Origin of the sequence: Psychrobium sp. 1_MG-2023 (assembly GCF_030689115.1) — a bacterium.
Classification (GTDB): domain Bacteria; phylum Pseudomonadota; class Gammaproteobacteria; order Enterobacterales; family Psychrobiaceae; genus Psychrobium.
Genome location: NZ_JAUYVJ010000003.1, coordinates 49,420 through 62,644, shown reverse-complemented (window position 1 = coordinate 62,644; position 13,225 = coordinate 49,420). Strand labels below are relative to the sequence as shown.

General features: G+C 41.9%; 11 protein-coding genes. 4 read left to right on the top strand and 7 right to left on the bottom strand.

All coding sequences use genetic code 11. From position 1 onward, the window contains the following. Positions 1-2: 2 nt before the first annotated feature. Both Q8W26_RS02315 and Q8W26_RS02310 read right to left on the bottom strand, forming a co-directional pair. Positions 3-920 (bottom strand): GGDEF domain-containing protein, encoded by a 918-nt coding sequence (locus Q8W26_RS02315; protein ID WP_305472135.1) that lies wholly within the window; start codon positions 918-920, stop codon positions 3-5. 190 nt (positions 921-1,110) lie between these two features. After that, positions 1,111-2,292: a patatin-like phospholipase family protein gene (locus Q8W26_RS02310; protein ID WP_305472133.1), complete on the bottom strand. Its 1,182-nt coding sequence runs from the start codon at positions 2,290-2,292 to the stop codon at positions 1,111-1,113. Positions 2,293-2,424: 132 nt separating this feature from the next. Between Q8W26_RS02310 and Q8W26_RS02305 the strand changes: the two genes are divergently transcribed. Continuing rightward, entirely contained in the window at positions 2,425-3,174 is a 750-nt protein-coding gene (locus Q8W26_RS02305) for a helix-turn-helix transcriptional regulator (RefSeq protein WP_305472131.1), read from the top strand. Positions 3,175-3,202: 28 nt separating this feature from the next. On the opposite strand, the gene Q8W26_RS02300 is transcribed toward Q8W26_RS02305, so the two are convergent. The 5 genes from Q8W26_RS02300 to Q8W26_RS02280 form a co-directional block, all read right to left on the bottom strand. Beyond that, positions 3,203-4,915, bottom strand: a complete 1,713-nt coding sequence (locus tag Q8W26_RS02300; RefSeq protein WP_305472129.1) for a proline--tRNA ligase — start codon at positions 4,913-4,915, stop codon at positions 3,203-3,205. A gap of 149 nt (positions 4,916-5,064) precedes the next feature. Beyond that, entirely contained in the window at positions 5,065-5,790 is a 726-nt protein-coding gene (gene tsaA, locus Q8W26_RS02295) for a tRNA (N6-threonylcarbamoyladenosine(37)-N6)-methyltransferase TrmO (protein ID WP_101214656.1), read from the bottom strand. An 88-nt stretch (positions 5,791-5,878) separates the two neighbouring features. Continuing rightward, on the bottom strand, positions 5,879-6,085 hold the full coding sequence (locus Q8W26_RS02290) for a cold-shock protein (RefSeq protein WP_101214581.1): 207 nt from the start codon (positions 6,083-6,085) through the stop codon (positions 5,879-5,881). Between the two features lie 326 nt (positions 6,086-6,411). Next, positions 6,412-7,719 (bottom strand): amidohydrolase family protein, encoded by a 1,308-nt coding sequence (locus tag Q8W26_RS02285; RefSeq protein WP_305472126.1) that lies wholly within the window; start codon positions 7,717-7,719, stop codon positions 6,412-6,414. Next, complete coding sequence (locus Q8W26_RS02280) at positions 7,719-10,823, bottom strand: amidohydrolase family protein (protein ID WP_305472124.1); 3,105 nt, start codon at positions 10,821-10,823, stop codon at positions 7,719-7,721. Before Q8W26_RS02280 ends, Q8W26_RS02285 begins: the two co-directional genes overlap by 1 nt. Before the next feature lie 155 nt (positions 10,824-10,978). On the opposite strand from Q8W26_RS02280, the gene Q8W26_RS02275 reads away from it, so the two are divergent. Genes Q8W26_RS02275 through Q8W26_RS02265 form a run of 3 tightly spaced genes read left to right on the top strand, consistent with a single transcriptional unit; the run spans position 10,979 to position 13,206 of the window. Further along, entirely contained in the window at positions 10,979-11,470 is a 492-nt protein-coding gene (locus tag Q8W26_RS02275) for a glutathione peroxidase (RefSeq protein ID WP_305472122.1), read from the top strand. A gap of 59 nt (positions 11,471-11,529) precedes the next feature. Continuing rightward, on the top strand, positions 11,530-12,168 hold the full coding sequence (locus Q8W26_RS02270; protein WP_305472120.1) for a TetR/AcrR family transcriptional regulator: 639 nt from the start codon (positions 11,530-11,532) through the stop codon (positions 12,166-12,168). A 48-nt stretch (positions 12,169-12,216) separates the two neighbouring features. Beyond that, a complete protein-coding gene (locus Q8W26_RS02265) occupies positions 12,217-13,206 on the top strand; it encodes an MDR family oxidoreductase (protein ID WP_305472118.1) in 990 nt (329 codons plus the stop codon). Positions 13,207-13,225: the final 19 nt, after the last annotated feature.

Below are 13,225 nucleotides of genomic sequence, written 5' to 3'. Positions count from 1 at the left end.
AATTATTCGTTATCAGCGTTATGGTAAGTGTTTTTACCCCGAGATTTTGCATGATAAAGCGCAGCATCAGCACGCTCTAACAATGTTTTATTACAGTCTTTATGACTCCAGTTCGAAAAACCAATACTTGTTGTTATTTCATGCTTAGCTAATAACGGATCGTTACGTACGGCTTTCAAGATACGGTGTGCCACCAGCGTTGGATTAAGTTCATCGCTATGTGCTAATAGCAGTGAAAACTCATCACCCCCAAATCGAAAGACATGATCATTGGAACGTAGAGCATCTTTTAATATCATCGCAAATTGCTTTAACACTTTGTCACCTTCGCTATGACCGTGTTGATCGTTAACTTGCTTAAAGTTATCTAAATCCAACATCAGTAGCGTAAAAGAACGGCGATCCCGCACCGCTGTTGCAGTCATTTGATTCAATGTTTCTTCAAAATAACTGCGATTGCCAAGGCCAGTAAGGTAATCACGTAAGCTGGCAAGGCGGTTTTGTTCAAAGATCAATACATTATTTAATGGCTGTAATAATTGCTGCTCAAAAGAGGCAATTATTTGCCGCTGTTGTTGATTCAGTGGTTTTGTCGACAGGTAAATCATTTCACCAAGCGGTTTATTAGCAAAAGTTAACTCACTGTTTAAAGCAAAGCGACTCGCACTTGAATACTTCAACTGATAATGCTGTTGGTCGACTTTAAACTCAATACCTGACACAGGTAAACGAAGTCCCACTTCACCTGCGTAGATTGCTAGCATTGGTTGTAATTCAACCGTTGTATTAAGTTTTTCTAAAAACTGTAGCTTATCAACCGCACGGCGGATAGGGCTAACAAGATTATCGCTAAGCTCTTTGACAATAGAAGTGAATTCGAAATCTTCTACTTCATTCATTTTTAAATTAAGGCGTTGCATAATCATCTCTCATAACATAACTGCTGGTAGCTTCGTGATGAAATGCTATTGGCAGTGTGGATGTTTACCTAGGTCTAAATTTTGACACTGGGCGTTATGTTAGTTTTAATGCAGATAGTGTGCCATAACTTGATATTACGTGGAGAATGGGCCATTTTATGTAGTGATGTTTCTCATCTCCTGAGGTCTATTAACGTAGGCTATGTTTTCTTTTCTTCGGTAAGTTTTTGATATCCAGAAATTTCATTAGCTGTTGTTGTTGAGCCATGCCGTCGTTGTACCCCGCGGCGATGAGCTCTTGGCAGTAAGCTTGTTCAAACAGCAAATAGCTAACGAGGCTAGATTCACTACTTTTAGTGACACCCATCGATGCTAACAGTAATCTAATTGCTAGGGGAATGTCATCAAAGTAACGGTGAGCTAAACCATTAATGTCAACACTTGGGTTGATTAAAAAGATATCAACAGGGCGTAGTTCTAATTGTTCTCTAGTATCTTCAGGTAAGCTCTCTATGGTGGTGTTGATTCGTTGAGCTCGCTCGATGTCAGACTCTAAAGTATCACTAAAGACGCTATCAAGTAGGTGACCCGCTATACTCGAGGCGCTCGGGTGCTTGAGAAGACTGTGAGCGGGTTGATCATGTGGCGAATCTAGACCAATACAAAGAATCTTGTCTGCGCCTAAGTGAATTGGTGTACTCAGTGGCGATAACTGATGAATCGAGCCATCACCATAAAATGCCTGCCTCACTTCTATCGCTGGAAATACTAAGGGTAATGCTGCTGAAGCCATCAAGTGTTCAAAGTGTAATAAGTCACGCATACTTTCACGTTTAGAACGCTTCCATGGGTCGATGGATGAGTGCCCTTGAAAAAAGGAAACGGAGTTTCCCGTTTTATAACTTGATGCTGTGACGGAAAGTGCGTGTAGATAGCCTTTACTGATATTACGTTCCAGACGTTCAAACGGAACAAATTGTTTTAGCAGGCCTCGCAAAGGTGTATTATCGAGCAGTGAAGTTGGACGATTTCGACAAAGATCACTGCGCAGCCATTTAGTGACATTATTAAACATATAACGCGTGACATGATTAAAGTCACTGCGATAGATCTGTTCGGTTTTCATGTTGCGCCAAATCCACTCGAGTTTTTTTACCCCAAGGTGGAAACAGGGAGCGTAGCAACCTAATGCAGTACTATTCATTGCACCAGCTGAAGTACCGCAGAGAATAGGAAAAGGGATACCATGATTACGGGGATAAAAGCTGGCAATGGCTTTCAATACACCGACCTGATACGCACCACGAGCACCACCGCCACTGAGTAATAAGGCCGTCTTATGTGTGTGTTGTGGTAGTAGCGCTTTTCTCAAGGCATCACTCCAATAGGCTAATGGAACAGAGCAGTCTATAATGACAGTTGATAAGATATCTTTAATAAACAGAACGATAAAATAACTCTACTTCAACTTAGCATGAAAACAAGAATAATTAAAAGTCCTAATATGACAGTTATTTTAGGTCAAATCACCGATAACCTGTTACACCAGCATTATGCGGTTCAACTAACTGTAGCACTTAATGAGCCATTTGAAGTGATTACAGCTTCATCACGCTATCGAGCCAGTGACTTCGCCGCTAAGCCAATGGTTAAACACCAACTAAATAGTGCTGGTAGTGTTCTGGTACTGTTAGTTAATCCTGCCAGTCGATTTGGGCATACTTTATCAAAGCATTTATTGAAGGAAGATCATAGTGCTATACCAGAACAGTTGCTTACTCCTCTTACTGTCCTTGCTAAGCAGTGGCATCAGCAGGAGATATCAGATCAACGCTTTCTGGAGTTATTGAAACAGCTAACTGATGGCTTAGTCCACACGTGCTCGTTCAAGCAGCCACTAGGAGACACTCGAATTTCGCAAGCTCTCGATTATATCGAGCGGTATCATGAACGAGTCATTCCTGCTACAGAGCTTGCTGATCTGACTGCGTTATCTACGAGTCGATTTTTACACTTATTTAAGCATGTCACTGGAGTATCGTATCGACGGATGCAATTATGGTTAAGACTCATGGCATCTTTTGACTTGGTTGGCTCGACACTGACGATGACACAGCTTGCTCACTCGAGCGGTTTTGCTGATAGCGCACATTACTGTCGAACGTTTAAAGAGTGCTTTGGTTATACACCTAGTGCAGTGTTCAAGCGCAGTGAATTTGAGTCAATTACCACAAATAAAAAAACCACCGGTTAAGGTGGTTTTTTAGGAGGCTGAGCTGCTATTAAGCGAGTTTTTGTTTAATAAACTCGACCATATCAGCAATGGCCACTTCTTCTTTATCGCCAGTGCGGCGTGATTTGTATTCTAACACACCGCTATCTAAGCTACGTTGACCAATGACAACCGTATGTGGAATACCTACTAGTTCCATATCAGCAAACATGACACCTGCACGTTCTTTACGGTCGTCAAATAACACTTCAACGCCTGCGTCTTGCAGTTGTTTGTATAGCTCACTTGCAGCTTGTGCTACAGACTCTGACTTATGCATGTTCATTGGCACGATAACCACTTTAAAAGGCGCAATCTCTGCTGGCCAAATAATGCCGTTTTTATCATTGTTTTGCTCAATGGCTGCTGCAACGATACGAGAAACACCAACACCATAACAACCCATATTTAGGATTTGGTTTTTCCCTTGCTCATTTAATACACCAGCATTCATTGCTTCTGCGTATTTAGTACCTAGCTGGAAGATATGACCTACTTCAATACCACGTTTAATCTCTAATTTACCTTGACCACATGGACTAGGGTCACCTGCAACAACATTACGTAGATCGGCTACTTGATAGTCTGTTACATCTCTGTCCCAGTTAGCACCCGTGAAATGAACACCATTTTCGTTAGCACCACAAACAAAGTCACTTAAGTGAGCTGCTGCACGGTCAACAATGACTGGAATCGTTAAGCCTATAGGGCCTAATGAACCAGCATTAGCGTTAGCTGTCGCAACAATTTGCTCATCAGTGGCAAACTCTACTGGTGCTAGAATCAGCTCATGTTTTTCAGCTTTAACATCGTTTAGTTCATGATCGCCACGTAGTACTAGCGCAACAACAGGTGTTTCTTCCGAAGCGCCTTTAACTAATAATGTTTTAACGGTGGCTGTCGCATCAACATTTAATTGTGCGGCAACTTCGTCAATCGTTTTAGCCGTTGGTGTATCAACTTTAGCTAGCTCTTCGCTTGCTGCTGGGCGTTCGCCTGCTGGAGCAAGCGCTTCTGCTTTCTCGATATTTGCAGCGTAATCAGAAGAGTCACTAAATACAATTGCGTCTTCACCAGACTCGGCAAGTACGTGGAATTCATGTGATACGGCACCACCGATACTACCACTGTCAGCAAGCACTGGACGGTACTCTAAACCTAAGCGATCAAAGATGCGACAATAAGCATCAAACATCACATCGTAAGTTGACTGCATACATTCATCAGACAGATGGAATGAGTAAGCATCTTTCATTAAAAACTCACGAGAACGCATCACGCCAAAACGAGGGCGAACTTCATCTCGGAATTTGGTTTGAATTTGGAATAAGTTTAAAGGAAGCTGCTTATAGCTTTTTAACTCTTTACGAACTAATTCAGTAATAACTTCTTCATGCGTTGGACCTAAAACAAATGGACGTTCGTGACGATCTTTAAGGCGTAATAATTCTGGACCAAATTGCTCTATTCGGCCTGTCTCGGCCCAAAGGTCTGCTGGTTGCACCATAGGCATTAACACTTCTACGCTGCCTGCTCGTTCCATTTCTTCACGAACGATAGTCGCTACTTTTTGCATGACACGTAAGCCAGAAGGTAACCAAGTGTACAAACCTGACGCTAGACGACGTACCATACCGGCACGGATCATTAACTGGTGGCTAGCGATTTCTGCATCGTTTGGGGTTTCTTTTTGAGTGGCTAATAAGTAGCTGGTGGTACGCATACGAGAACACCTTAAAATATGATTATTGAGAATAAAATAGAGGCGAATTGTAACAGGACTATCTAGCTATTGCACCAACCAAATAGTCTGAAAAAAAGGGGGAGAAAAACCACCAACTAATCGCCTTTTTAGAGAACGGATTAATCCAGTTAGTTCTGATTAATAGTCTGTATTTGGCTGACAATGATGAGGCTATTAGAGACATGCCACTTAATATCATAATGGTAGAGTTCGATCGCGTATTCTTTATCGTCAGTACTATCTTTTTTATATGCTGGGCGAGGATCTTGCGCTAGGATTTGCTCAATTAATGCTTGTAGCTTTTCGGAGTTGGGTTGCTGCGCTAATGTTACTTGTGCTTGCTCACTAAATTGTACTTGCATTAACTGTGTCGGGGGCTCTTGAGCATAACCTCCACTAGCCTGAGTCAAACTGTCAGAGTAGGGGATATAGGGTTTGATATCAAAGATAGGTGTGCCATCGAGTAGGTCTATGCCGCTTACTTCAATACTCGCTCGATTGTTTTTTATAATGACTCGCTCCAACTTGACTGCTGACATACCTAAACCGTTGGGCCTGAACGTTGAGCGTGTAGCGAGTACTCCAGTTTTTTTATTACCGCCAAGGCGTGGGGGTCTAACTAGCGATTTCCAACCATGAGTGATGTTTTGATGAAATTGAAATATTAACCAGAGGTGAGAAAATTGCTCTAAATCGCGAACCATATTTGGTGAATCATAGTTAGGCTGTAGTTCAATAATGGCAGTAACGGCTGAAGCAAGGCTTGGCTGGCGTGGAATACCAAATTTTTGCTTAAAAGGAGAGTGAACGATACCAATAGGCTCAATGGTCGTCGCTAAATTGCTATTAGTCATGACTTGTTTGTTTAAGTGATATTTATGACGGGCAATAAAAAAGGGCAAGAAAAATTCTTACCCTTAATATCATGCTGTTAGTTTAAAATTAAACTACAGTGATGTTCTCAGCTTGAGGACCTTTTTGACCTTGAGTTACAGTGAACTCAACTTTTTGGCCTTCAGCTAATGTTTTGAAGCCTGAACCAGTGATTGCGCTGAAGTGAGCGAAAACGTCTGGACCTGATTCTTGAGAGATGAAACCGAAACCTTTAGATTCGTTGAACCATTTTACTGTACCAGTAGTAGTAGACATATTAATATCCTATTTATTCAAGAGTAATTGAAGCCTATTGTTAGGCTAAGTATTGCTGTAAGTGTTGCTATTACTTATGAAAACAAGGCGAGGTCTAAGGTACTTAAAAGTAGAATAGAACATCGGATTTTGAGCATAAATATAAGAAGTACTTGCAAGCTAGAAATCATTATATAGGGCTTTGTAGGTGAGTCAAACTTTATTCTTTAAATAAATGCTGTTTTTTTGAACTAAAACGAGATTAAAGGGGACTAAGGCGTAAAAAAGCCAGTAACCACAAGGGATACCGGCTTATTTTAAACTTTAGTTTAGTATCAAAAGTAAGACTACTTTTGACCTTTTTGTTGATATTTATCATAAAGCTGGCGATGGCGGTTATTCAAGTCAACCACTCGCCCGTCGATAAACATTTTTTCGACATGGTGAGTTTGGTAATCAAGAACATCACCAGCACTAATAATCACCGACGCTGACTTTCCAACATCTAACGACCCAAGCTTATCACTGACTCCTAAAACCTTCGCTGGGGTTAATGTGATGGCCTCAAGTGCTGCTGCTTTACCCAAACCATATTTTGCTGCCATTCCCGCTGCAAAAGCAAGGCTGCGGCTATCCCATGCACTTTCGTAACCGATAACCGTTGTTACACCTGCTTGCTTTAATAGATGAGGGGTTTTAAAGGCTTGATCAATATCTTCATCACCACGTTGTGGTAAACCAAAGGCGTGAGTGTAAATCACAGATACATTCTGCTGAGCTAGTTCCTGAGCTGCCATCCATGCATCACTGCCGCCAACGATAACCATTTTAAAACCGTGTTGTTGATTAAAGCGTAGCGCTTGCTCAATTTCATTGATGTCTTCAGCATGAACATACAGTGTTTTTTCACCTTGCCATAAGCCAAGCATTGCATGCCATCGAACATCTTGAGGAATACTTGAGTCGGCTTGGTAAGCTGTATAATAACGCTTTGACTGCTCGACTAAATCATTTAATCGTGTAAGTTTTTGGTGATAGCGCTTCATGGCTTTAGGTCGGCGCTTTTCTGACACCCACGAAGGTGGCTGCGATGGCCAGAATAAATGCACACCGACGGTACTTTTAACAAGACCGTCTTCAATGTTCCACGCATCTAGGTTGATCACCGACGATTGTCCACCAAATAAATGACCTGCTGGTGTTACTTGAACGTGAGTAATACCGTTAGACCGAATAGTTGGAATGATTTCAGAGTCTGGATTATAAGCCGCTTCAGCTAATAAGTGAGGGTTATCATCACCGACCTCTCGGATATCAACCGTTGCTTTAACTGCTTCTATTTCACGTAAGCCTAATTGGCTGACTGTTGAAATTAGCCCCGGGTAAACATGCTTATTGGTGCCGTCGATGATTTGACTATTTTGTGGGATCGTAATGTTTTGTCCAATCGCGGAAATTTTACCATCAACCATTAATAAGTCACTATTGGTTAACACACCATTGGTGACCGTATGTAAGGTCGCGCCTTTAATAACAATTGGCTGACTTTGCTTTGCACCCGGCACCATATCATGGGCCAATGCAGATTGACTGAAAGCCAAAGCACAGGCCGATAAGGTCAAAAGGGTCTTTTTAAATGTTGTTAGTGAACTCATTAGAAATGTACTCCATGGTCGATATGTTGTTGCCATGTGTCATGGTTGTCATCACAATGCCAAGCGGGTTGGATCATTTTGTCGCTGGCACTTAACGCAGTTGAAGAAGAAGGTGCTGACTTGTCGGCCATTAGTTTATTCAATAGGGCCGCTTTTTCGATGCGTTGACTTTCACGTCGCTCTTTATCGATAGCTAAGTCGAAATATTTCTTGCCCGAAATCCATGTTTGCTCGGCACGTGCATATACCGATAATGGGTTATGATCCCACACAACAAAGTCAGCTTGTTTACCTTTTTTGATACTGCCAATTAAGTGATCAACTTTTAATTGCTTCGCAGGGTTAAGTGTTACCATTTTCCAAGCTTCTTCAGGGCTCATGCCACAATAAGTAATAGACTTAGCAGCTTCTTGATTTAAGCGGCGCTGTAAATCATTACTGTCAGAGTTGATACTGGTTAACACACCACGCTGGGCCATGAGACAAGCGTTTTGTGGAATGGCGTCATAAACTTCAAATTTGTAGCCCCACCAATCAGCAAATGTTGAGCCACCCGCGCCATGCTTAGCCATTTCATCTGCTAATTTATAGCCTTCTAAAATGTGAGTAAACGTCGTGACTTTAAAGTCGAAAGACTCTGCTAAACGTAAGAACATTAAAATTTCAGATTGTACGTACGAATGTATATGAACATGACGTTCTGAGTTTAAGATTTCCACTAGGGTTTCTAGTCGGTAATCACGGCGCAGCGGCGCCGCTTTTCTTTTCTCACTTCGACTTAAGTTCTCATAATCACGTTTTGCTTGAGCATATTCACGAGCGTGTTGAAAGGCATCTTTCATTACCGCTTCGACACCCATACGTGTTTGCGGGTAACGAGTGGTAAAACGGGCACCCCAGTTACTTTGTTTTACGTTTTCACCTAGCGCAAATTTAATTGTCCCAGGCGCACGCTGTAACTTCATTCCTTGGGCTGATTCACCCCATTTAAGTTGGATGGTTTCACCTTGTCCACCAATCGGGTTGGCTGAACCGTGTAATAGCTGCGCTGTTGTTGTACCACCAGCTAATGAACGGTAAATATGAATATCATCAGGGTTAACTACATCACCAATGCGCACTTCAGCTGTAATGGCTTCCGAGCTTTCATTGACTCCACGAGAAATGGCAATATGAGAATGCTCATCAACGATGCCAGCAGTAATGTGTTTTCCTGTAGCATCTACCGCTTGGTAACCTGATGGTGTATTGAGGTTTTTACCAATCTTAACAAACTTGCCATTGGCAATTAACAGGTCGGTCTCTTCCAACGTTCCACGCGCTTCTGACGTCCAGACAGTGGCATTTTTAAAGTGAATTTTTTGTGTTTTCGGGAGTGTTGTTTGGCCAAAAGCACGATTAGGCCAGCTCAGTGTACTGACAAATTCAATGTCGTTAGCTGGGTTCTTTTTACTTTTTTCTGCGGTTTTAATTGCTGAGGCACTAATTAACTGCTGCTGTTGCTGCACATCGATTTGACGACCGCTTAACCCACTTTCATCGGCTGATTTCCAAAATTGATAACGAACCGGTTGACCTTTTTCAGTAATGACGAAACTAAAGCTATCAGTCTGTTTAGTTACTTGAGAGGCCTTGAGCTTTTTGTCACCTTGCTTCACAACAACCTTTGCGTTTTTGCCTGTAAGGTCAACGTTTAAGGTTAAATTTTCATTGCTAGTCGTGCTCGTGAACTGATAATTGCCACTTAAGTCAAGATGAGCTTTATTAATTAATTGATGACGCTGACCTTGAGTCCAAACTGAAACAACTTGACCCTGTTCGAAGATGTTGCCTTTAGTTACAATAAAATCAGCCATATAACCTGACTTTAATTGACCTGCTTTATCGCTGATCCCAGCAATTTTGGCTGGAGTCGTTGTTAATGCTGCTAAAGCTGCTTGTTGACTTAAACCATACTTAACCGCTTGACGTAAGTTTGTTAAAAACTCGCTCCCTTTTACACCATGGCTAGTAATGGCTAAATTTAGGTTTGCATCTTCAAGGGTGGCTAAATTTGCAGGACTACGTTCCCAGTGACGCAAGTCAGCTAGTGAAATATCACGACCTTGAGATTCACCTAAATTAGGCTTTTTAGCAAAGCTTAGTGGCATTACAATGTTGCCTTTAAGCTGATTTATTTCATCTAAACGCGCGTATTCAAAACCTGAACCCAAGAACGTTGACTTAATATCAAAGTCATTAAGTAGTCTTGCTGCACGTAATAGTGATTGTTCATTTTGGGTAGCAAAAAGCACACCTTGCTTTTCGATATCGCCAATTGCACCTAGTGCTGCATTAAATTCAACTTTTTCGCCCGCAGGAGTAACTGCTTTGTCTTGTGCTTTTTCATACCAGTTAGCATCTGAAAAGGTTTGACGTAATAACGCTAAACTACCCATTAATGAGGTTGGGTAGCTTTGTGCTGACGTTCCTTTATTAAAAGAAGCAAAGTGTTGACTATGACTATTATAAACAAGGTCGTTAGCAATAAAATCTGCTAAAGAAACCGTGACAGCACGGCCACGTAAGATACCATCAAGATTAGCAGTTTGTACTGAGGTGAAACCATTTGAACGATACGATTTTGCTGCTTTCTGATCTGGAGCAAAGTGCTCTATCCAGTTCATTTGCGAATGAATCGCAGCATTGGCAGCATTACCTCCAACACGGTCTATACGATAAACGGGGCCTTTAGACTCCTGTTTAGGGTATTTATGCTCAATACCATATTGTGAGTAGGTATCAATGAACCCTGGGTAGATTGAGTAGCCATTAAGATCGATTACGGTCGCACCCGTTGGTGTTTTTCCGCGTTGGCTAACGGACTTAATGTGTCCGTTTTCAATGATTAAAGTCGCCCCTTGGAGGACTTTGGTTGGTGTTTGGTAAATGGTCGCATTGGTAAATGCGATTAAACTTGGCGTTTTATGATGCATCCCTAAGGTAGGAGATGTTTGATCTGCAACGGCAGAGTGGCAAACAACACTACTGAGTAAAGTGATACTGAGCGCTCTTTTTATCATGGCTGACTCTCTTAAAGTTAATGATGGTGATACGCGTTTCATTATTATAGTTTCTTATCACAAAATGATTGTTAAACATCGCGATAACGGGCTACTTTAATTGAAATGTTATAAACTGTCATACGAAAGTGTTTTAAGCTTATAACTCAAATGTAAGTAAATGTTTCACCTTAACTTTACACTAGGAAGTCAACTCTATGGCACACACAATCTATGAATATTCACCCGTTTTGTTAAGTGGAGAGGTTCAATCGCTTTCGCAGTTTCAGGGGCAGGTATTATTGATTGTTAATACGGCAAGCGAATGTGGATTTACTTATCAATACCAAGGGTTAGAGAAACTATATCAACAACTAAAAGGGCAAGGTTTTACTGTGTTAGGGTTTCCTTGTAATCAGTTTGGTGAGCAAGAACCAGGAGACAGCAACAGTATTGCTTCATTCTGTCAGGCCAATTATGGCGTGACATTTCCAATGTTCCATAAGGTCGATGTTAATGGCGAGCAGGCCGAACCATTATTTACCTTTCTAAAAGAGCAGGCTAGAGGCTTGTTGTTTACTAAGCGTATTAAATGGAATTTTACCAAATTTTTAGTCAATCAACAGGGGCTAGTGATTAGGCGTTATAGTCCGACGACAAAACCGCACACAATCGAAAAGGATATTAAAGCGTTACTCGAAAAACAGTAGAGAGGAGCGGTCTAAAAATAACCATTGTTATTTTATAAACGATCGGTCTATAATCATTTATGAATAATAAACGTACAAATCAGCAAGCGACTGTTCGGCGCGGAAGACCGCCTAAACAACCGCACCGTGATACTCGGACCGAGTTAATTCGCCAAGGTTTAATAATGGTAACAGAGCTAGGTTTTGTTGCCTCTGGGGTTGAGAAAATCTTAAAACAAGCCAAAGTACCTAAAGGTTCTTTTTATTATTACTTTGATAGTAAAGAGGCGTTTGGCTTAGCGGTGATTGATAATTATCACAGTTATTTTAGCAACAAGTTATCAAAGCATTTACTACAGCAAGAAGCTTTACCATTACAACGCATTGAGAACTTTGTATTAGATGCGCAGCAAGGTATGGCTAAATATCAGTTTCGTCGTGGTTGCCTGATAGGTACGTTAGGGCAAGAAGTTGATGCGCTTCCGCTGAGTTACCGTGCTCGGTTGATTGACGTTTTTATCGCTTGGCAACAACAGTTGACAGAGTGCTTGGAAGAAGCAAAAAGTGCTGGTCAGTTGGCTAAAACTGCTGACTGTGCTGCATTGGCTGAGCTGTTTTGGATAGGTTGGGAAGGGGCTGTAAGCCGAGCTAAACTTGTGCAAAGTGAGCAACCGCTGCAACGGTTTTTAAATCATTTTATCGCTGGGTTACCGCGATAATTTTTTCTTTTATTAATAGACGATCGGTCTATATTGGAGGAGTTACAGATGTTCAAAGGCATACTTATCGAGAAAGATGACCAAGGGTATCGCGCTGGTTTGCAAGATATTGATGATAGTGTTTTGATGGCTGGTGATGTATCTGTTGATGTGCTTTACAGTACGCTTAACTATAAAGATGGCTTGGCGATCACAGGAAAAGGTCCGGTGGTTAGAAACTTTCCAATGATACCTGGTATCGATCTCGTAGGTGAGGTCACCAATAGTGATAGCGATAAATTTAGCGTTGGTGATAAGGTCTTACTAAATGGTTTTGGTGTCGGCGAAGTGCACTGCGGCGGGTTAGCCACTAAAGCGCGTTTAAACAGTGATTGGTTAATCCCTCTACCTGATGGATTATCACCACGTGATGCTATGGCAATCGGTACCGCAGGGTATACGGCAATGTTATGTGTCATTGCGTTGGAGCGTCACGGCATTACCCCACACAGTGGTGATGTTTTAGTTACAGGGGCAAATGGCGGTGTTGGTAGTTATGCTATCGCGCTACTTGCTAAATTAGGTTATCGCGTGGTTGCGTCAACAGGCAGGATTGAACAAGCTGAATATCTACGTTCGTTAGGTGCTGCGGATATAGTTTACCGTGAAATGTTAGCGGAGCCGGGACGACCATTGGCGAAAGAGCAATGGGCCGCAGCGATTGATTGTGCAGGAAGTCATACCTTAGCTAATGTCTGTGCTGGCTTAAAATATGGTGGTGTTGTCGCAGCTTGTGGCTTAGCACAAGGCATGGATTTTAATGCGACCGTTGCTCCGTTTATTTTACGCGGCGTCACGTTAGCGGGCATAGACAGTGTGATGCGTCCATTAGCAGACCGTATTGAAGCATGGGATCGCTTAACCACGTTATTAGATACCGGCGTTTTTGCAGAAGTGAGTGCTGAGATTGGTTTAGCTGATGTGGTTACAACTGCTGAGCAGTTGATCGCTGGCCAAGTTCGTGGTCGTGTGATTGTTGATGTGTCACGAGATAGCTAGACTTGGTTACTGCCGGAAA

What these genes read in the sequence shown, in the direction of transcription:
- Q8W26_RS02315 (WP_305472135.1), bottom strand. Translation starts at nt 920, where the DNA reads ATGCAACGCCTTAATTTAAAAATGAATGAAGTAGAAGATTTCGAATTC.
- Q8W26_RS02305 (WP_305472131.1), top strand. Translation starts at nt 2,425, where the DNA reads ATGACAGTTATTTTAGGTCAAATCACCGATAACCTGTTACACCAGCAT.
- Q8W26_RS02300 (WP_305472129.1), bottom strand. Translation starts at nt 4,915, where the DNA reads ATGCGTACCACCAGCTACTTATTAGCCACTCAAAAAGAAACCCCAAAC.
- tsaA (WP_101214656.1), bottom strand. Translation starts at nt 5,790, where the DNA reads ATGACTAATAGCAATTTAGCGACGACCATTGAGCCTATTGGTATCGTT.
- Q8W26_RS02290 (WP_101214581.1), bottom strand. Translation starts at nt 6,085, where the DNA reads ATGTCTACTACTACTGGTACAGTAAAATGGTTCAACGAATCTAAAGGT.
- Q8W26_RS02285 (WP_305472126.1), bottom strand. Translation starts at nt 7,719, where the DNA reads ATGAGTTCACTAACAACATTTAAAAAGACCCTTTTGACCTTATCGGCC.
- Q8W26_RS02280 (WP_305472124.1), bottom strand. Translation starts at nt 10,823, where the DNA reads ATGAAACGCGTATCACCATCATTAACTTTAAGAGAGTCAGCCATGATA.
- Q8W26_RS02275 (WP_305472122.1), top strand. Translation starts at nt 10,979, where the DNA reads ATGGCACACACAATCTATGAATATTCACCCGTTTTGTTAAGTGGAGAG.
- Q8W26_RS02270 (WP_305472120.1), top strand. Translation starts at nt 11,530, where the DNA reads ATGAATAATAAACGTACAAATCAGCAAGCGACTGTTCGGCGCGGAAGA.
- Q8W26_RS02265 (WP_305472118.1), top strand. Translation starts at nt 12,217, where the DNA reads ATGTTCAAAGGCATACTTATCGAGAAAGATGACCAAGGGTATCGCGCT.